This is a genomic window from Pseudomonas cedrina subsp. cedrina (genome assembly GCF_001983175.1).
GTDB lineage: Bacteria > Pseudomonadota > Gammaproteobacteria > Pseudomonadales > Pseudomonadaceae > Aquipseudomonas > Aquipseudomonas cedrina.
On the sequence record NZ_MNPW01000002.1, the window covers coordinates 547,610 to 567,137 of the forward strand.

Annotated in this window: 17 protein-coding genes; 15 read left to right on the forward strand and 2 right to left on the reverse strand. The window is 59.1% G+C overall.

The genetic code is table 11. The features are described from left to right. Positions 1-44 precede the first annotated feature (44 nt). Positions 45-356 (forward strand): DUF485 domain-containing protein, encoded by a 312-nt coding sequence (locus BLL36_RS05660; protein WP_003190001.1) that lies wholly within the window; start codon positions 45-47, stop codon positions 354-356. Further along, positions 353-2,011, forward strand: coding sequence for a cation acetate symporter (locus tag BLL36_RS05665; RefSeq protein WP_076950478.1), 1,659 nt, complete (start codon positions 353-355; stop codon positions 2,009-2,011). The genes BLL36_RS05660 and BLL36_RS05665 overlap by 4 nt, the downstream gene beginning before the upstream one ends. A gap of 267 nt (positions 2,012-2,278) precedes the next feature. Here BLL36_RS05665 and gltA read toward each other — a convergent pair whose 3' ends face one another. Next, positions 2,279-3,568, reverse strand: coding sequence for a citrate synthase (gene gltA / locus BLL36_RS05670; RefSeq protein WP_012723087.1), 1,290 nt, complete (start codon positions 3,566-3,568; stop codon positions 2,279-2,281). A 363-nt stretch (positions 3,569-3,931) separates the two neighbouring features. Here gltA and sdhC point away from each other — a divergent pair, with 363 nt between their 5' ends. The 11 genes from sdhC to BLL36_RS05725 all read left to right on the forward strand — a co-directional run bounded on the left by sdhC (position 3,932) and on the right by BLL36_RS05725 (position 18,020). Beyond that, entirely contained in the window at positions 3,932-4,306 is a 375-nt protein-coding gene (sdhC, locus tag BLL36_RS05675; protein ID WP_076950479.1) for a succinate dehydrogenase, cytochrome b556 subunit, read from the forward strand. Next, positions 4,300-4,668: a succinate dehydrogenase, hydrophobic membrane anchor protein gene (gene sdhD / locus BLL36_RS05680; RefSeq protein WP_065884231.1), complete on the forward strand. Its 369-nt coding sequence runs from the start codon at positions 4,300-4,302 to the stop codon at positions 4,666-4,668. The genes sdhC and sdhD overlap by 7 nt, the downstream gene beginning before the upstream one ends. A 3-nt stretch (positions 4,669-4,671) precedes the next feature. Next, on the forward strand, positions 4,672-6,444 hold the full coding sequence (gene sdhA / locus BLL36_RS05685) for a succinate dehydrogenase flavoprotein subunit (protein ID WP_076950480.1): 1,773 nt from the start codon (positions 4,672-4,674) through the stop codon (positions 6,442-6,444). An 11-nt stretch (positions 6,445-6,455) separates the two neighbouring features. After that, a complete protein-coding gene (locus BLL36_RS05690) occupies positions 6,456-7,160 on the forward strand; it encodes a succinate dehydrogenase iron-sulfur subunit (protein WP_003172807.1) in 705 nt (234 codons plus the stop codon). Between the two features lie 262 nt (positions 7,161-7,422). After that, the gene (locus BLL36_RS05695) at positions 7,423-10,254 is read left to right on the forward strand and encodes a 2-oxoglutarate dehydrogenase E1 component (protein ID WP_076950481.1); all 2,832 of its coding nucleotides are present in this window, start codon (positions 7,423-7,425) and stop codon (positions 10,252-10,254) included. Between the two features lie 44 nt (positions 10,255-10,298). After that, positions 10,299-11,519 carry a 2-oxoglutarate dehydrogenase complex dihydrolipoyllysine-residue succinyltransferase gene (gene odhB, locus BLL36_RS05700; protein ID WP_076950482.1) on the forward strand — a complete coding sequence of 407 codons (1,221 nt, stop codon included), beginning with the start codon at positions 10,299-10,301 and terminating at the stop codon, positions 11,517-11,519. Between the two features lie 99 nt (positions 11,520-11,618). Then, entirely contained in the window at positions 11,619-13,055 is a 1,437-nt protein-coding gene (gene lpdA, locus BLL36_RS05705; RefSeq protein WP_076950483.1) for a dihydrolipoyl dehydrogenase, read from the forward strand. Positions 13,056-13,259: 204 nt separating this feature from the next. Continuing rightward, positions 13,260-14,426, forward strand: a complete 1,167-nt coding sequence (sucC, locus tag BLL36_RS05710; RefSeq protein ID WP_003210567.1) for an ADP-forming succinate--CoA ligase subunit beta — start codon at positions 13,260-13,262, stop codon at positions 14,424-14,426. Continuing rightward, a complete protein-coding gene (sucD, locus tag BLL36_RS05715; RefSeq protein ID WP_057722677.1) occupies positions 14,426-15,307 on the forward strand; it encodes a succinate--CoA ligase subunit alpha in 882 nt (293 codons plus the stop codon). The genes sucC and sucD overlap by 1 nt, the downstream gene beginning before the upstream one ends. Positions 15,308-15,737: 430 nt before the next feature. Then, the gene (gene brnQ / locus BLL36_RS05720; RefSeq protein WP_076950484.1) at positions 15,738-17,051 is read left to right on the forward strand and encodes a branched-chain amino acid transport system II carrier protein; all 1,314 of its coding nucleotides are present in this window, start codon (positions 15,738-15,740) and stop codon (positions 17,049-17,051) included. A gap of 231 nt (positions 17,052-17,282) precedes the next feature. After that, positions 17,283-18,020: a DUF599 domain-containing protein gene (locus BLL36_RS05725; RefSeq protein WP_076950485.1), complete on the forward strand. Its 738-nt coding sequence runs from the start codon at positions 17,283-17,285 to the stop codon at positions 18,018-18,020. Positions 18,021-18,110: 90 nt separating this feature from the next. On the opposite strand, the gene BLL36_RS05730 is transcribed toward BLL36_RS05725, so the two are convergent. Then, a complete protein-coding gene (locus BLL36_RS05730) occupies positions 18,111-18,362 on the reverse strand; it encodes a hypothetical protein (RefSeq protein ID WP_076950486.1) in 252 nt (83 codons plus the stop codon). 159 nt (positions 18,363-18,521) lie between these two features. On the opposite strand from BLL36_RS05730, the gene BLL36_RS05735 reads away from it, so the two are divergent. Together BLL36_RS05735 and BLL36_RS05740 are read left to right on the forward strand one after the other, a co-directional pair. Further along, a complete protein-coding gene (locus BLL36_RS05735; protein ID WP_076950487.1) occupies positions 18,522-18,998 on the forward strand; it encodes a PaaI family thioesterase in 477 nt (158 codons plus the stop codon). Beyond that, the gene (locus BLL36_RS05740) at positions 18,995-19,447 is read left to right on the forward strand and encodes a PaaI family thioesterase (RefSeq protein ID WP_076950488.1); all 453 of its coding nucleotides are present in this window, start codon (positions 18,995-18,997) and stop codon (positions 19,445-19,447) included. Before BLL36_RS05735 ends, BLL36_RS05740 begins: the two co-directional genes overlap by 4 nt. Positions 19,448-19,528 lie beyond the last annotated feature (81 nt).

The following is a 19,528-nucleotide window of genomic DNA, read 5'->3' on the forward strand; positions in this document are numbered from 1 at the left end:
CATGTTCCAAAATAATAAAAAGCTGTGCTGCGAGGATAAAAACAATGAACGACAGCATTTACCTCTCGATTCAAAACAGCCCGCGTTTCAAGGAGCTGGTGAGAAAAAGGGAAAGGTTCGCCTGGATTCTCTCGGCGATCATGCTAGGGCTTTACTCCGCTTTCATCCTATTGATCGCCTATGGGCCACAAGTACTGGGGGCCAAGATCAGCCCCGGTTCGTCGATTACCTGGGGCATTCCTCTGGGCGTCGGGCTGATTGTGTCCGCCTTCATCCTGACCGGCATCTATGTGCGCCGGGCCAATGGCGAGTTTGACGACCTGAACAATGCGATTCTCAAGGAGGCTGCGCAATGATCCGGCGTCTACTGGCAGTATTCGGCGCTTCGCTGTTTGCCCCGGCCGTCTGGGCCGCGGACGCATTGACCGGGGCCGTGCAAAAGCAACCCCTGAACGTCTCGGCCATCGTGATGTTCGTTGCGTTTGTGGGGGCCACCCTGTGCATCACCTACTGGGCTTCCAAGCGTAACAAGTCGGCGGCCGACTACTATGCGGCAGGCGGCAAGATCACCGGTTTCCAAAATGGCTTGGCGATTGCCGGTGACTATATGTCGGCGGCGTCCTTCCTGGGGATTTCCGCACTGGTCTACACCTCCGGCTACGACGGCCTGATCTACTCGATCGGCTTCCTGGTGGGCTGGCCGATCATTTTGTTCCTGATCGCCGAGCGCCTGCGTAACCTGGGTAAGTACACCTTTGCCGACGTGGCATCCTACCGTCTGGGGCAAACCCAGATCCGCAGCCTGTCGGCGTGCGGTTCGCTGGTGGTGGTGGCGTTCTACCTGATCGCGCAGATGGTGGGCGCGGGCAAGCTGATCCAACTGCTGTTTGGCCTGGACTACCATGTCGCGGTCATCCTGGTGGGCATCCTGATGTGCCTGTATGTGCTGTTCGGCGGCATGCTCGCGACCACCTGGGTGCAGATCATCAAGGCCGTGCTGTTGCTGTCCGGTGCCTCGTTCATGGCGCTGATGGTGATGAAGCACGTCAACTTCGACTTCAACATGCTGTTCGCCGAGGCGATCAAGGTTCACCCTAAAGGTGAAGCGATCATGAGCCCCGGCGGCCTGGTCAAAGACCCTATCTCGGCCTTCTCCCTAGGCCTGGCGTTGATGTTCGGTACCGCCGGCCTGCCGCACATCCTGATGCGCTTCTTCACGGTGAGCGATGCCAAGGAAGCGCGCAAGAGCGTGCTGTATGCCACAGGCTTCATCGGTTACTTCTACATCCTGACCTTCATCATCGGCTTCGGCGCGATCCTGCTGGTCAGCACCAACCCGGCGTTCAAGGATGCTGCAGGCGCCTTGCTGGGCGGCAACAACATGGCGGCGGTGCACCTGGCCAACGCGGTGGGTGGCAGCATCTTCCTGGGCTTCATCTCGGCCGTGGCATTTGCCACCATCCTGGCAGTGGTTGCCGGTTTGACCCTGGCGGGTGCTTCGGCGGTGTCCCATGACCTGTACGCCAGCGTGATCAAGAAAGGCAAGGCCAACGACAAGGATGAGATTCGCGTCTCGAAGATCACCACCATCGCCTTGGCGGTACTGGCGATCGGCCTGGGCATCCTGTTCGAAAGCCAGAACATCGCGTTCATGGTCGGCCTGGCGTTCTCGATTGCCGCCAGCTGTAACTTCCCGGTGCTGTTGCTCTCCATGTACTGGAAGAACCTCACCACCCGTGGCGCAATGATCGGCGGCTGGCTGGGCCTGGTCAGTGCCGTTGGCCTGATGGTGCTGGGTCCGACCATCTGGGTCTCGATCCTGCATCATGAAAAAGCGATCTTCCCATATGAGTACCCGGCGCTGTTCTCGATGATCATTGCGTTCGTCGGCATCTGGTTCTTCTCCATCACCGACAAGTCGGCGGCGGCAGAGAAAGAGCGTGCGCTGTTCTTCCCGCAGTTTGTGCGTTCGCAGACTGGCCTGGGGGCGAGTGGGGCGGTTGACCACTAAGGTTGTAGCTGGATAAGAAATGCCCCGGTCGAAAGGCCGGGGTATTTTTTTACCTGAATATCGTTGAGGGTTGGTCTGTAGTGAGCGGGCTTGCCCCGCGCTGGGCGGCGAAGCCGCCCCAAACCCATGCGCCTCGGTTCTAGTTGGAGAACTGAGTGCCTGAGATGGGGCGGCTTCGCCACCCAGCGCGGGGCAAGCCCGCTCACTACAGATTGCACAAATGAATAAGGCCTCCAGAGGAGGCCTTATTCAGTACAACTCAAGTGCTTACTTGCGATCTTCCAGCTTGGTAATGTCACGCGACTCGTAGCCGGTGTACAGCTGGCGCGGGCGGCCAATCTTGTACGGGCTGGAGAGCATTTCTTTCCAGTGGGAGATCCAGCCCACGGTCCGCGCCAGGGCGAAGATCACGGTGAACATGCTGGTTGGAATGCCGATCGCCTTGAGGATGATCCCCGAGTAGAAGTCGACGTTCGGGTACAGCGAGCGTTCGATGAAGTACGGGTCGGTCAGGGCGATCTCTTCCAGGCGCATGGCCAGTTCGAGCTGCGGATCGTTCTTGATACCCAGTTCCTTCAACACTTCGTCGCAGGTCTGCTTCATGACGGTGGCGCGCGGGTCGCGGTTCTTGTAGACCCGGTGGCCGAAGCCCATCAACTTGAACGGATCGTTCTTGTCCTTGGCCTTGGCGATGAACTTGTCGATGTTGGAGACATCGCCGATTTCATCGAGCATGGTCAATACGGCTTCGTTCGCACCGCCGTGGGCAGGGCCCCACAGCGCGGCGATGCCGGCGGCGATACAGGCGAACGGGTTGGCACCCGAAGAGCCCGCCAGACGCACGGTAGAGGTGGAGGCGTTCTGCTCGTGGTCGGCGTGGAGGATGAAGATCCGGTCCATGGCCTTGGCGAGCACCGGGCTGATCGGTTTGATCTCGCACGGCGTGTTGAACATCATGTGCAGGAAGTTTTCCGCGTACGTCAGGTCGTTGCGCGGATACATCATGGGTTGGCCCATGGAGTACTTGTAAACCATTGCGGCCAGGGTCGGCATCTTGGCAACCAGGCGGATCGCGGAAATTTCGCGATGCTGCGGGTTATTGATGTCCAGGGAGTCGTGATAGAAGGCCGACAGGGCGCCGACTACGCCGCACATGACGGCCATCGGGTGGGCGTCGCGGCGGAAGCCGTTGAAGAAGGTCTTCAACTGCTCGTGAACCATGGTGTGGTTCTTCACGGTGCTGACGAACTGGGCCTTCTGCTCGGCTGTTGGCAATTCGCCATTTAGCAGCAGGTAGCAGGTTTCCAGATAGTCCGACTGTTCGGCGAGTTGCTCGATCGGGTAGCCGCGGTGAAGCAGAATGCCATTGTCGCCATCGATATAGGTGATCTTCGACTCGCAAGAGGCGGTCGACATGAAGCCTGGGTCGAAAGTGAAACGGCCCGTGGCCGTCAGGCCCCGTACGTCGATAACATCGGGACCAACGGTGCCGGTTAAAATGGGCAGCTCGACGGGGGCTGCGCCCTCGATGATCAACTGCGCTTTTTTGTCAGCCATGTGGCCTCCTATTTATGCTTCAAATCATCAGACAGCCCCCCACGCAGGGCCCGCACCACTATAGTGAGATAAATTCAGATGTCAATTTGCCTAAAGTCTTGCCCCAGAAGGCTTTAACCCTACTATTTCGTCGAAATTGAACGCCGTTTACGCCTTTTATCCCCCCAGCGCAATCCGCTATTAGGGTGAGGAGCGCGCGTTGTCATTAGTAACCTAACTGTCTATACTCGGCCACCGACCGCCAAGGGCTTTTGGGCTTGCTTTCATTGGGGGTCGCACTCCCTGGGTGGTGCTTACCTGACCAGTGCACTCCCCGACAACTTTGCCCTGATTGTTAGGGGCTCTTAAGTGTGAAAAAAAGCCGTGAATAGCCAACGACCTGTAAACCTAGACCTAAGGACCATCAAACTCCCCATCACCGGCGTTACGTCGTTCCTGCACCGTGTTTCCGGCATCATCCTGTTCCTGGGCCTGGGCATCATGCTTTATGCATTGAGCAAATCCCTGGGTTCCGAGGAAGGTTTTGCCGAGGTGAAGGCATACTTGACCAGCCCGCTGGCCAAGTTCGTAGCATGGGGCCTCCTGTCCGCTCTGCTGTATCACCTGGTAGCCGGCGTGCGCCACTTGATCATGGACATGGGCATCGGTGAGACGCTGGAAGGCGGCCGCCTGGGCTCGAAAATCATCATCGCCATTTCCGTGGTGCTGATCGTTCTGGCAGGAGTTTGGATATGGTAACCAGCGTTACGAATCTGTCGCGTTCGGGCCTCTATGACTGGATGGCACAGCGTGTGTCTGCGGTCGTTCTCGCGGCTTATTTCATTTTCCTGATCGGATACCTCGTCGCAAACCCGGGCATCGGCTTTGAGCAATGGCACGGCCTGTTCGCCCACAATGCGATGCGAATCTTCAGCCTGCTGGCCCTTGTAGCCCTGGGCGCTCACGCCTGGGTCGGCATGTGGACCATCGCGACCGACTACCTGACGCCAATGGCGCTGGGCAAGTCCGCGACCGCAGTCCGTTTCCTCTTCCAGGCAGTATGCGGCATCGCGATGTTCGCTTACTTCGTCTGGGGTGTGCAGATTCTTTGGGGTATCTGATTCATGGCTAACATTCCAACTATTTCATTCGACGCCATCATTATTGGTGGCGGCGGGGCCGGCATGCGCGCTGCGCTGCAGCTGGCCCAGGGCGGTCACAAGACTGCCGTGATCACCAAGGTGTTCCCGACCCGTTCCCACACCGTATCGGCCCAGGGTGGCATCACCTGCGCCATCGCCTCCGCCGACCCGAACGATGACTGGCGCTGGCACATGTACGATACCGTCAAGGGTTCCGACTACATCGGTGACCAGGACGCTATCGAATACATGTGTCAGGAAGGCCCTGCCGCGGTGTTCGAGCTGGATCACATGGGGCTGCCGTTCTCCCGTACCGAGCAAGGCCGTATCTACCAGCGTCCATTCGGCGGTCAGTCGAAGGACTACGGTAAAGGCGGGCAGGCTGCCCGTACCTGCGCCGCATCCGACCGTACCGGCCACGCGCTGCTGCACACGCTTTACCAAGGCAACCTGAAAGCCGGCACTACGTTCCTGAACGAGTACTACGCTGTCGATCTGGTAAAGAACGGCAAGGGCGAGTTCGTCGGCGTGATTGCCATCTGCATCGAAACCGGTGAAACCACCTACATCCGCGCCAAGGCTACCGTGCTGGCGACGGGCGGTGCAGGCCGTATCTACGCGTCGACCACCAACGCCCTGATCAACACCGGCGACGGCGTTGGCATGGCGCTGCGTGCCGGCGTGCCGGTACAAGACATCGAAATGTGGCAGTTCCACCCGACCGGCATCGCCGGCGCCGGTGTACTGGTTACAGAGGGTTGCCGTGGTGAAGGTGGTTACCTGATCAACAAGCACGGCGAGCGTTTCATGGAGCGTTACGCTCCGAACGCGAAAGACCTTGCTGGTCGTGACGTTGTTGCTCGCTCGATGGTCAAGGAAATCATCGCCGGCAACGGTTGCGGCCCGAACGGCGACCACGTACTGCTCAAGCTCGATCACCTGGGCGAAGAAGTGCTGCACAGCCGTCTGCCCGGCATCTGCGAGCTGTCCAAGACCTTCGCACACGTTGACCCGGTGGTTGCTCCGGTTCCGGTTGTTCCGACTTGCCACTATATGATGGGCGGCGTGCCGACCAACATTCACGGCCAGGCGATCACGCAGAACGCCGAAGGCGTGGACGAGATCATCCACGGTCTGTTCGCCGTTGGCGAAGTGGCCTGCGTATCCGTACACGGCGCCAACCGCCTGGGCGGCAACTCGCTGCTCGACCTGGTGGTATTCGGCCGCGCTGCCGGCCTGCACCTGGAAAAAGCGCTGACCGACGGCATCGAATACGATGACGCCACCGACGCGAACATCGAAACCGCCCTGGCGCGTCTGAATGCTCTGAACGAGCGCACGGATGGCGAAGACGTGGCAACCCTGCGTCGCGAGCTGCAAAGCTGCATGCAGAACTACTTCGGTGTGTTCCGTACCGGCGAATACATGCAAAAGGGTATCGCCCAGCTGGCCGATCTGCGCACGCGCATCGCCAACGTCAAGATCAACGATAAGAGCCAGGCGTTCAACACCGCTCGTATCGAAGCCCTTGAGCTGCAAAACCTGCTGGAAGTGGCTGAAGCGACGGCGATCGCCGCCGAGGTTCGCAAGGAATCCCGTGGTGCCCACGCCCGCGAAGACTTTGAAGACCGCGACGACGAGAACTGGTTGTGCCACACCCTGTACTTCCCGGGTGACAAGCGCGTGACCAAGCGTGCCGTGAACTTCTCGCCGAAGACGGTGCCGACGTTTGAACCGAAGATTCGGACTTACTAAGGGTGACTGCCATGTTGAAAGTCAGTGTTTATCGCTACAACCCTGATCAGGACGCTGCGCCGTTCATGCAGGAGTTCCAGGTCGATACCGGTGGTAAAGACCTGATGGTGCTGGATGTATTGGCACTGATCAAAGAGCAGGACGAAGGTTTCTCCTATCGTCGCTCTTGCCGTGAAGGTGTGTGCGGTTCCGACGGCATGAACATCAACGGCAAAAACGGCCTGGCGTGCATCACGCCGCTGTCCGCCGTGGTCAAGGGTAACAAGCTGATCGTTCGTCCTCTGCCAGGTTTGCCGGTTATCCGTGACCTGGTCGTCGATATGAGCATCTTCTACAAGCAATACGAGAAGGTTAAGCCGTTCCTGCAGAACGACACGCCGGCTCCGGCCATCGAGCGTCTGCAATCCCCGGAAGAGCGCGAGAAGCTCGACGGTCTGTACGAGTGCATCCTGTGCGCTTGCTGCTCGACCTCCTGCCCGTCCTTCTGGTGGAACCCGGACAAGTTCCTGGGCCCGGCTGCCCTGCTGCAAGCGTACCGCTTCCTGGCAGACAGCCGTGACACCAAGACGTCCGAGCGTCTGGCTTCGCTGGATGACCCGTTCAGCGTATTCCGCTGCCGCGGGATCATGAACTGCGTCAACGTATGTCCCAAAGGCCTGAACCCGACTAAGGCCATTGGTCACATCCGTAACATGCTGCTGCAGAGCGGCGTGTAACCGGCGTTGTAGTAAAGGCAGGACCGTTGTGCCCGTAAATGCTGCGGCGCAGGCTTCAACCGGCGCCGTAGTTTTAACTTGAGCAGCGACTTACAAAGCCGCGGCTCTTATTTTGAAGAAATGAGACAAGCAGGGGCATTCGGGTTGGTACCCGAACTATCAGCGTGATCCTAAGTGGCTTGTTTTGGTCGCTGCACTTGGCCTTTTGCAAGCAAACTCGGTGTTTTCGCCGGTGGTGTCCCCAAATCGAGGGTGACCAAGCATGCAAGAAAGCGTGATGCAGCGCATGTGGAACAGCGGCTATCTTTCAGGTGGTAACGCTGCCTATGTGGAAGAGCTTTATGAGCTCTACCTGCACGACCCTAACGCTGTGCCAGAAGAATGGCGCACCAAATTTCAGACGTTGTCTTCAGACGGCAACGCTGCCACCGATGTATCGCACGCAACGATTCGCGATCAGTTTGTGCTGCTGGCAAAGAACCAGCGCCGCGCCCAACCGGTTTCCGCCGGTAGCGTGAGCAGTGAGCACGAGAAGAAGCAAGTTGAAGTATTGCGACTGATCCAGGCCTACCGGATGCGTGGCCACCAGGCGGCCCAGCTTGACCCGCTGGGGCTCTGGCAGCGTCCTGCACCGGCTGACCTGTCGATCAATCATTACGGCTTGACCAATGCCGATCTTGATACGACCTTCCGTGCCGGCGACCTGTTCATCGGCAAAGAGGAAGCGAGCCTACGCGAAATTCACGAAGCGTTGCAGCAGACATATTGCCGCACCATCGGCGCTGAGTTCACGCACATCACCGATTCCGAGCAGCGCCACTGGTTCCAGCATCGCCTGGAAGGTGTGCGTGGCCGTCCGGTGCTGTCCGCCGACGTCCGCGGCCACCTGCTTGAGCGCGTCACCGCGGCCGAGGGCCTGGAAAAATACCTGGGTACCAAATACCCGGGCACCAAGCGTTTCGGCCTGGAAGGCGGCGAAAGCCTGATCCCGATGCTCGACGAGATGATCCAGCGTTCCGGTTCGTACGGCACCAAGGAAGTCGTGATCGGCATGGCCCACCGGGGTCGCCTGAACGTGTTGGTCAACACCTTCGGCAAGAACCCGCGTGATCTGTTCGACGAGTTCGAAGGCAAGAAGAAGGTCGAACTGGGTTCCGGTGACGTTAAATACCACCAGGGTTTCTCGTCCAACGTGATGACCACCGGCGGTGAAGTTCACCTGGCCATGGCCTTCAACCCATCCCACCTGGAAATCGTTTCTCCAGTGGTCGAGGGTTCGGTCCGTGCTCGTCAGGATCGTCGCAATGACACCACCGGTGAAAAGGTCCTGCCGATTTCCATCCACGGTGACGCGGCATTCGCCGGTCAAGGCGTGGTCCTGGAAACCTTCCAGATGTCGCAGACCCGCGGCTTCAAGACCGGCGGTACCGTTCACATCGTGATCAACAACCAGGTTGGCTTCACCATCAGCAACCCGCTGGACGCGCGTTCCACCGAGTACGCCACCGACGTTGCCAAGATGATCCAGGCGCCGATCCTCCATGTGAATGGCGATGATCCGGAAGCCGTGCTGTTCGTGACCCAACTGGCTATCGACTACCGCATGCAGTTCAAGCGTGACGTGGTGATCGACCTGGTGTGTTACCGCCGTCGCGGTCACAACGAAGCGGACGAGCCAAGCGGCACCCAGCCGTTGATGTACCAGCAGATCGCCAAGCAGCGCACCACCCGTGAGCTGTATGCCGAAAGCCTGACCAAGGCCGGTATTGTTGATGAGGCGCGTGTTCAGGCCAAGATCGATGAATACCGCAACGCGCTGGACAATGGTCTGCATGTTGTAAAAAGCCTGGTTAAAGAGCCGAACAAAGAGCTGTTCGTCGACTGGCGTCCGTACCTGGGCCATGCCTGGACTGCGCGTCACGATACGACCTTCGATCTGAAGACCTTGCAGGAATTGTCCGCCAAGCTGCTGGAAATTCCGGACGGCTTCGTGGTTCAGCGCCAGGTCTCGAAGATCTACGAAGATCGTCAGAAGATGCAAGCCGGCGGCCTGCCGATCAACTGGGGTTACGCCGAAACCATGGCGTACGCAACCCTGGCGTTCGAAGGTCACCCGATCCGCATGACCGGCCAGGACATCGGCCGTGGTACGTTCTCGCACCGCCATGCCGTGCTGCACAACCAGAAAGACGCGGGCACCTACATCCCGTTGCAGAACCTGTACGCAGGCCAGCCGCGTTTCGACCTGTACGATTCGTTCCTGTCCGAAGAAGCCGTACTGGCGTTCGAATATGGCTACTCGACCACCACGCCTCAGGCGCTGGTGATCTGGGAAGCCCAGTTCGGCGACTTCGCCAACGGTGCCCAGGTGGTGATCGACCAGTTCATCACCAGCGGCGAGCACAAGTGGGGCCGCCTGTGCGGTTTGACCATGCTGCTGCCACACGGTTATGAAGGCCAGGGTCCCGAGCACTCCTCGGCCCGTCTGGAGCGTTACCTGCAGCTGTGTGCCGAGCACAACATCCAGGTGTGCGTGCCGACGACCCCGGCGCAGATCTACCACTTGCTGCGTCGCCAGGTGATCCGCCCGCTGCGCAAGCCGCTGGTCGTGCTGACACCGAAGTCGCTGCTGCGGCATAAACTGGCGGTCTCGACCCTGGAAGATCTGGCGGATGGTTCGTTCCAGACCGTTATTCCGGAAATCGACACGCTGGAAGCGGCCAAGGTGACTCGCCTGGTCCTGTGCAGCGGCAAGGTCTACTACGACTTGCTGGAAAAACGCCGTGCCGAAGGCCGCGAAGACATCGCCATCGTGCGTATCGAGCAGCTTTACCCGTTCCCGGAAGACGACCTGATGGAGGCCATCGCGCCTTACACAAACCTCACTCACGTGGTGTGGTGCCAGGAAGAACCGATGAACCAGGGCGCGTGGTACAGCAGCCAGCATCATTTGCGTCGCAGCATCGGCAACCATAACAAGGCCCTGGGCCTGGAGTACGCCGGTCGTGATGCTTCTGCTGCACCTGCCTGTGGTTATGCGTCGATGCACGCCGAACAGCAGGAAAAACTGCTGCAAGATGCCTTCACTGTTTAACGCCTTCGCGCTGACTGAAACCGAATTTTAAGGACCCACAGATAATGGCTATCGAAATCAAAGCCCCGTCATTCCCGGAATCGGTTGCCGATGGCACCGTTGCCACCTGGCACAAGAAACCAGGCGAGGCCGTCAAGCGTGACGACCTGATCGTCGACATCGAGACCGACAAGGTCGTGCTGGAAGTATTGGCCGAAGCTGACGGCGTGCTGGGCGCAATCGTTGCCGAAGAGGGCGCGACCGTTCTGTCGAACCAGGTGCTGGGCTCGATCGAAGAGGGCAGCGCTGCTGCTGCGCCTGCCGCCGCCGCACCGGCTGCCGCTTCGGCTCCAGCCGCCGCTCCGGCCGCGGGTGGCGAAGACCCGATCGCTGCACCGGCTGCTCGCCAGCTGGCTGACGAGAACGGCATCAACTTGGCGTCCATCAAAGGCACCGGCAAAGATGGCCGCGTGACCAAGGAAGACGTGGTTGCCGCTGTTGAAGCCAAGAAAAACGCCCCGGCCGCCGCGCCTGTCAAGGCCGCTGCACCGGCTGCCGCCGCGCCTGTGTTCGCTGCCGGCGACCGTACCGAGAAGCGTGTGCCGATGACCCGCGTACGGGCCACCGTGGCCAAGCGTCTGGTTGAAGCACAGTCGAACATGGCGATGCTGACCACCTTCAACGAAGTCGACATGACCGAAGTCATGGCCCTGCGTTCGAAGTACAAGGACCTGTTCGAGAAGTCCCACAACGGCGTGCGCCTGGGCTTCATGTCCTTCTTCGTGAAGGCGGCTACCGAAGCGCTGAAGCGCTACCCGGCGGTCAACGCTTCCATCGATGGCACCGACATCGTTTACCATGGCTACGCCGATATCGGCGTTGCCGTGTCCAGCGACCGTGGCCTGGTGGTTCCGGTACTGCGTAATGCCGAACTGATGAGCCTGGCTGAAATCGAAGGCGGCATCGCCGGCTTCGGCAAGAAAGCCCGTGACGGCAAACTGACCATCGATGAGATGACCGGTGGTACCTTCACCATCACCAACGGTGGTACCTTCGGTTCGATGATGTCGACCCCGATCGTCAACCCGCCACAAGCCGCAATCCTGGGCATGCACAACATCATCCAGCGTCCGATGGCCATCAACGGCCAGGTCGTGATCCGCCCGATGATGTACCTGGCGCTGTCTTACGATCACCGCCTGATCGACGGTAAAGAAGCCGTGACTTTCCTGGTGACCATCAAGAATCTGCTGGAAGACCCGGCTCGTCTGCTGCTGGACATCTGATAAAGCAGCTTCATGCTGCGAGCTGCAAGCTGTAAGGAAAATCAGCTTGGCTCGCAGCTTGACGCTTGAAGCTTGTCGCTGAATAGAGGATCTATTTTCATGACACAGAAATTTGACGTTGTAGTGATTGGTGCAGGCCCTGGCGGCTACGTTGCCGCTATCAAGGCCGCACAACTGGGCCTCTCGACTGCTTGCATCGAAAAATACACCGACAAGGAAGGCAAACTGGCGCTGGGCGGTACTTGCCTGAACGTTGGCTGCATTCCTTCCAAGGCGCTGCTGGACAGCTCCTGGAAATTCCACGAAGCCCAGGATGGTTTCGCGATTCACGGCATCAACCATGCCGGCGTGACCATGGACGTACCTGCGATGGTTGGCCGTAAGGCCAATATTGTCAAAGGCCTGACCTCCGGCGTTGCGACCTTGTTCAAGGCCAACGGCGTCACTTCCCTGCAAGGCCACGGCAAGCTGCTGGCCGGCAAGAAAGTTGAAATCACCAAGCCGGACGGTTCGGTAGAAGTCATCGAAGCCGAAAACGTGATCCTGGCCCCAGGCTCGCGCCCAATCGACATTCCGCCTGCTCCTGTTGACCAGAACGTGATCGTCGATTCGACCGGCGCCCTGGAATTCCAGGCAGTGCCTAAGCGTCTGGGCGTGATCGGCGCCGGCGTGATCGGCCTGGAGCTGGGTTCGGTATGGTCCCGCCTGGGTTCCGAAGTCACCGTGCTGGAAGCCCTGGACACCTTCCTGCTGGCTGCCGACACCGCAGTGTCCAAGGAAGCCTACAAGACCCTGACCAAACAAGGTCTGGACATCAAGCTGGGGGCCCGCGTTACCGGCTCCAAGGTCAACGGCGAAGAAGTGGTCGTGACCTACACCGACAAAGACGGCGAGCAGACCATCACGTTCGATAAGCTGATCGTGGCCGTGGGTCGCCGTCCGGTGACCACCGACCTGCTGGCCGCTGACAGTGGCGTGAACATCGACGAGCGTGGCTTCGTCCACGTTGATGATCAATGCGCTACCACCGTACCGGGCGTGTACGCCATCGGCGACGTGGTTCGCGGCATGATGCTGGCGCACAAGGCGTCCGAAGAAGGCATCATGGTTGTCGAGCGCATCAAGGGCCACAAAACCCAGATGAACTACGACCTGATCCCATCGGTCATCTATACCCACCCGGAAATTGCATGGGTCGGCAAGAACGAACAGCAGTTGAAAGCTGAAGGCGTTGAAGTTAACGTCGGCACCTTCCCGTTTGCCGCTTCTGGCCGTGCCATGGCAGCCAACGACACCGGTGGTTTTGTCAAAGTCATCGCTGATGCCAAGACTGACCGCGTATTGGGCGTCCACGTGATTGGCCCAAGCGCTGCGGAACTGGTACAGCAAGGCGCGATCGGTATGGAATTCGGCACAAGTGCCGAGGACCTGGGCATGATGGTCTTCTCCCATCCGACCCTGTCCGAAGCGTTGCACGAAGCAGCGTTGGCCGTGAATGGCGGCGCCATCCACATCGCCAACCGCAAGAAGCGCTAAGCGAGATAATAAGAAACCACGGCGGAGTTGCCCGTCGTGAGCCTTGCGCGCAAGACTCACCGCGGAATATCCGCTGGACGCAGCCTTGCGCAGCTTTACGGGCCATAAGCCCCGCAAGTTGCGCAAGCAGCAGTCACAGGTGGCGCGGCACTCATAATGAGCGCAGCGCCGAATGCGCAGTACCTAACGAAGACGGTAAAAAGCATGAATCTTCACGAGTATCAGGGTAAGCAGCTGTTCGCTGAATACGGCCTGCCAGTTTCCAAGGGCTACGCAGTAGACACCCCGGAAGCAGCAGCAGAAGCCTGCGACAAGATCGGCGGCACCGAGTGGGTCGTCAAAGCCCAGGTCCACGCCGGTGGTCGCGGTAAAGCGGGCGGCGTCAAGCTGGTTCGCAGCAAAGAAGACGCCAAGGCCTTCGCACAGCAGTGGCTGGGCAAGCGTCTGGTGACTTACCAGACTGATGCCAATGGCCAGCCAGTCACCAAGATCCTGGTTGAATCGTGCACTGATATCGCTAAAGAGCTGTACCTGGGCGCTGTCGTTGACCGTTCGAGCCGTCGCATCGTGTTCATGGCTTCCACCGAAGGTGGCGTGGACATTGAAAAGATCGCCGAAGAAACCCCAGAAAAAATTCTGAAGGCCACTATCGATCCATTGGTTGGCGCACAGCCATTCCAGGGGCGCGAGCTGGCTTTCCAGCTGGGCCTGGAAGGCAAGCAAGTTGCCCAGTTCGCCAAGATCTTCGTCGGTCTGGCCAAACTGTTCCAGGATCACGATCTGGCCCTGCTGGAAGTGAACCCGCTGGTGATCAAGGCTGATGGCGATCTGCACTGCCTGGACGCCAAGATCAACATCGACGCCAACGCCATGTACCGTCAGCCTAAGCTGAAGACTTTCCACGATCCGTCGCAAGACGATCCGCGCGAAGCGCACGCCGCCAAGTTCGAACTGAACTACGTGGCCCTGGAAGGCAACATCGGTTGCATGGTCAACGGTGCCGGCCTGGCCATGGGTACCATGGACATCGTCAACCTGCATGGCGGCAAGCCAGCCAACTTCCTCGACGTGGGCGGCGGTGCTACCAAGGAACGCGTTACCGAAGCGTTCAAGATCATCCTGTCCGACTCCAACGTCGCCGCAGTACTGGTCAACATCTTCGGCGGCATCGTTCGTTGCGACATGATTGCCGAAGGCATCATCGGTGCAGTGAAAGAAGTCGGCGTTAAAATCCCGGTTGTTGTTCGCCTTGAAGGCAACAACGCTGAACTGGGCGCTAAAGTACTGGCAGAAAGCGGTTTGAACATCATCGCGGCTACCAGCCTGACCGACGCTGCTCAACAAGTTGTCAAAGCTGCGGAGGGCAAATAATGAGCGTCCTGATCAATAAAGACACCAAAGTTATCTGCCAGGGTATTACCGGTTCGCAAGGTAGTTTCCACACCCAGCAAGCCATCGAATACGGCACCAAGATGGTTGGCGGCGTAACCCCTGGTAAAGGCGGCACCGAACACCTGGGCCTGCCCGTGTTCAATACCGTGAAAGATGCTGTAGAAAAAACTGGCGCCACCGCCAGCGTGATCTACGTTCCAGCACCTTTCTGCAAAGACTCCATCCTGGAAGCGGCATTCGGCGGCATCAAGCTGATCGTCTGCATCACCGAAGGCATTCCTACCCTGGACATGCTGGACGCTAAAGTGAAGTGCGACGAGCTGGGCGTAGTCCTGATCGGCCCTAACTGCCCAGGCGTGATCACCCCAGGCGAATGCAAGATCGGCATCATGCCGGGTCACATTCACTTGCCAGGCAAAGTCGGTATCGTTTCCCGTTCCGGCACCCTGACCTACGAAGCTGTGAAGCAGACCACTGACGCCGGTTTCGGTCAGTCGACTTGCGTCGGCATCGGCGGTGACCCGATCCCGGGCTCCAACTTCATCGACATCCTGAAGCTGTTCCAGGAAGACCCGAAGACCGAAGCGATCGTGATGATCGGTGAGATCGGCGGTTCGGCTGAAGAAGAAGCGGCTGCCTACATCAAGGCACACGTGACCAAGCCGGTTGTTTCCTACATCGCTGGTGTGACTGCCCCTGCGGGCAAGCGCATGGGCCATGCGGGCGCAATCATCTCCGGTGGCAAGGGTACTGCAGACGAGAAGTTTGCTGCCCTGGAAGACGCAGGTGTTAAAACCGTGCGTTCGCTGGCAGACATCGGCAAGGCTTTGTCCGAGCTGACTGGCTGGGCTGTCAAGTAAGCTTCGCGCTTAGCTGACGCTTCATCCACACAAAGGCCACCTTCGGGTGGCCTTTGTGCGTTCTGGGATACTTACATTTTTTGAATTGAACTCGATCCCCTGTGGGAGCTGGCTTGCCTGCGAATGCATCGACACGGTTTTCCTGATACACCGAGGTGTCTGCATCGCAGGCAAGCCAGCTCCCACAGAGGTCAGTAATGCCAAATTAAGTATGAAAACGCGACATGAAAGTGTCGCTTATCGGACAGTTCGCCCCGCAACAGTGCGCTTGTCAGCCTAATTCGGTAACCTAGCCGCCTCTTTATGCGTCCGCCTCCCAAAAGGAAGCCGCGCGCTGGACCCGTTGGCTCCCATAAGGGCCGGCAGTATTTCCCTCATCCATAGGGAATCCCCCTCTAAATTCCGATTCAGTAGTGTGGTATTTCCTTAAATGAAAGTGTTGAAAAGCCAGGATATCCTGGCGCTTGGCTTCATGACGTTTGCCCTGTTCGTGGGCGCTGGCAACATCATCTTTCCGCCTATCGTTGGTTTGCAGTCCGGGCCTCACGTCTGGATGGCGGCGCTGGGCTTCCTGATCACTGCCGTGGGTTTGCCGGTGGTTACTGTGATTGCCCTGGCCAAGGTCGGTGGCGGCATGGACGCGTTGAGCAGCCCGATCGGCAAGATCGCCGGTGGCCTGCTGGCAGCGGCGGCGTACCTGGCGGTAGGCCCGCTGTTCGCCACCCCGCGTACCGCAACCGTATCCTTCGAAGTGGGCCTGGCGCCGCTGACCGGCGAAAGCCCGCTGGCGCTGTTTCTCTACAGCTCGGTGTACTTCCTGGTAGTGTTTTTTGTTTCCCTGTACCCCGGTCGACTGCTGGACACGGTAGGTCGCTTCCTTGCGCCGCTGAAGATCATCGCCCTGGCCATCCTCGGCATCGCCGCATTCGCCTTGCCGGTTGGTGACGTGGGTGTCGCCACCCCGAAATACGTGGCGGCGCCGTTCTCCGAGGGCTTCATCAATGGCTACCTGACCATGGATACCCTGGGCGCCCTGGTGTTCGGCATCGTGATCGTCAACGCCATTCGTTCCCGTGGTGTCGAGTCGCCGAAGCTGATCACCCGCTACGCCATCATTGCCGGCCTGATCGCCGGCGTGGGCCTGGCCCTGGTGTACATCAGCCTGTTCCGCCTGGGCTCGGGCAGTCATGAGGTCGCCGCCGGTGCCGCCAATGGCGCCGCGGTATTGCACGCCTATGTGCAACATACCTTCGGCTCCCTGGGCAGCGGCTTCCTGGCCGTGCTGATCTCCTTGGCCTGCCTGGTCACTGCCGTGGGCCTGACGTGTGCCTGCGCCGAGTATTTCAGCCGAGTCTTGCCGCTGTCCTACAAGACCCTGGTGGTGATCCTGGCGTTGTTCTCGCTGTTCGTGTCGAACCTGGGCCTGACCAAATTGATTGCCTTCTCGATCCCTGTACTGACCGCGATCTACCCGCCCTGCATCGTGCTGGTGGCGCTGAGCTTCTGCAAAGACTTCTGGCATGAGCAGGGCCGCATTGTGGGGCCGGTGATGCTGGTGTCGTTTATCTTTGGTTGCATCGATGCGCTCAAGGGCGCGGGTTTGGCCGGCTGGATGCCATCGCAGTTGGCGAATTTGCCGTTGAGCGAGCAAGGGCTGGCGTGGTTGGTGCCGTCGGTGATGACACTGGGCGTGGCGGCGGTGGTTGATCGCATGCTCGGCAAGCGTAGCGAAGCGATCGCGTAACATCGCTTCAGGGCGACACGGAAATGCCTCGTATCAATCGATACGGGGCATTTTTTATGTGTGTATGGCTTACAAGCTCTAAAGTTGGAACACGGTCAATGTGGGAGCTGGCTTGCCTGCGATAGCGGTGGATCAGTCAGCTCATCAGGTGCTGACCCACCGTCTTCGCAGGCAAGCCAGCTCCCACCTTTTGTACCGCGTTTGCACCTATTCACCTGCATGAGGACCCGCATGTCGTTCATCGAAGCCAATCAGATCCACCTGCTCGCCGCACTCTGGTTTGTCCTGTGCTGGGGCGGCTACACCCGCTACGCCATTTGGAAAGCCCGCGACACGGCATGCCTGGCCAGCGTGTTGCATCTGTACCGTCAGGACTGGATGCGCCGCATGCTGCTGCGCGACAACCGCATCGCCGATGCCAGCGTGATCGGCAACCTGGAGCGCAATGCGTCATTCTTCGCGTCCAGTACCCTGATCATCCTGGCTGGCATTCTCACCGTGCTCGGCGCCTCGGAGCGCGCGGTGTCGCTGTTGGCGGACATCCCCATGGTGCAGCAGGCCTCCCAGGGCATGTCGGAAATCAAGCTGCTGTGCCTGGCGCTGGTATTCGTCTATGCGTTCTTCACGTTCAGCTGGTGCATGCGTCAGTACAACTTCGCAGCGGTGCTGGTCGGCTCGGCACCGATGATCGGTGAGCGGCACGTGTCGGAGCAGGAGCGCAACGCGTTTGCCCTGCGCGCGGCGCGGGTGATTTCCATGGCCGCCAACCAGTTCAACTTTGGCCTGCGCGCTTATTACTTCGGCATGACCATGCTGGCGTGGTTTGTCAGCCCCTGGTTGTTCATGTTGATGAGCAGTGGGGTGGTGTTGGTGCTGTATCGCCGGGAGTTTCATTCCGACGTTCTGCAAGTGATGGTGTATACCCAGACGGATACACCGCCGGCCGAAGCTGTTAAAGACGCGGCCTGATTAACCTTACAAATAAAAAACCCAGACAAAGTAAAGCCCGCTATGTAAGCGGGCTTTCTTTTTGCAGCTAAGCTATTTCAAGCCGCGGTCTCAAGAACCGGTGGCAGGGGTAGCAGGTGCTGCTTCTTTTGCGGCGGCTTCGTTCGATTCAGCCTGAGCTTTGGCAGCATCGGCGTTTTCTTTCGCAGCGTCGTTCACTTTATCCTGAGCCTTCGCCATATCTTTCTGAGCTTGCTCGGAATGCGAGGCAGCGTCTTGGGCTTTGTCTTCGGATTTCTTATCGCAGGCAGCGAGACCGAGGGCAGCGGCCAACATCATGGAAATAGCTAAAGTCTTGCGCATGGGTGTTTCTCCTTATTGAAGATATCTACTGGCCTTTCGAGCATGGCCGTTCAGTATTAGTTCCTTCTGGCGTTCAGATATATAAACCACCCGCGCCAAGGAACTTTCAGCTGCGCGTCTCTACTCCTCGAATCAACACACAATAAGAGTCTGGATCGAATGACCGAAAATCCTCTGTTAGAGCGCGCGACGCGCTTTGTATCCGCCTTGCGCCATTGTCAGGTCCTCGGTATCAGCGCTTACGAGGCGACTGAAGCGGGCATGACGCTGGTCATGCCCTATGCACCGCATCTGGTGGGCGATCCCGGCTCCGGCGTGATCCACGGCGGCGCGCTGACCTCGCTGATGGACACCGCCTGCGGCATGGCCACCCTGTGTGTCTTGCCGGAGTTTGAGGTGTGCCCGACCCTCGACCTGCGCATCGACTATATGCATCCCGCCGCGCCACACCAGCCCGTGTACGGTTTTGCCCAGTGCTACCGGGTGACCACCGATGTGATCTTCACCCGCGGTTTCGCCTACCAGGCTGACCCGCAACAACCCATTGCCCAGGTGGTGGGCACGTTCATGCGCATGGGCAAGCACCTCAAGGGCACACAAGGGCTGGGCAGCACGCTCAAGGGAGAGCAGCTATGACGCACCGCTTCAAGACGCGATTGGAACAGGCCCATGAGCGCGGCGATTACGAGGCGCTGCTCAGCCTGATCCCTTACGCCAAGCTGATCGGCATTGAATGCACGCGGCTCGGCGACGAATTGCTGTTTCGGCTGCCGGCCAACAAGGACAATATTGGTAACCCCATATTGCCGGCGCTGCACGGCGGGGTCATAGCAGGCTTCATGGAGCTGTCGGCGGCGTTGCACTTGCTGGTGTTTACCGGTGCGCCGGGGATTCCGAAAATCATCGATTTTTCCCTGGATTACCTGCGCGCCGGGCAGTTTCGCGATACTTACGCCAAATGCCAGGTATGGCGCCAGGGCCGGCGGGTGGCAAACGTGGCGATTACCGCCTGGCAAAGCACGGCGGCCGAGCCCATCGCTACCGCTCGCGCGCATTTCAAAATCGAGGAAGCGAGCCGCCCTTGAAATCCTGGTCTTAGCCCCCAACTTTGATGACAACCCGCCGCCAACCCTCAAGGGCGCGGCCACTGCCATCCAATTGGAGTT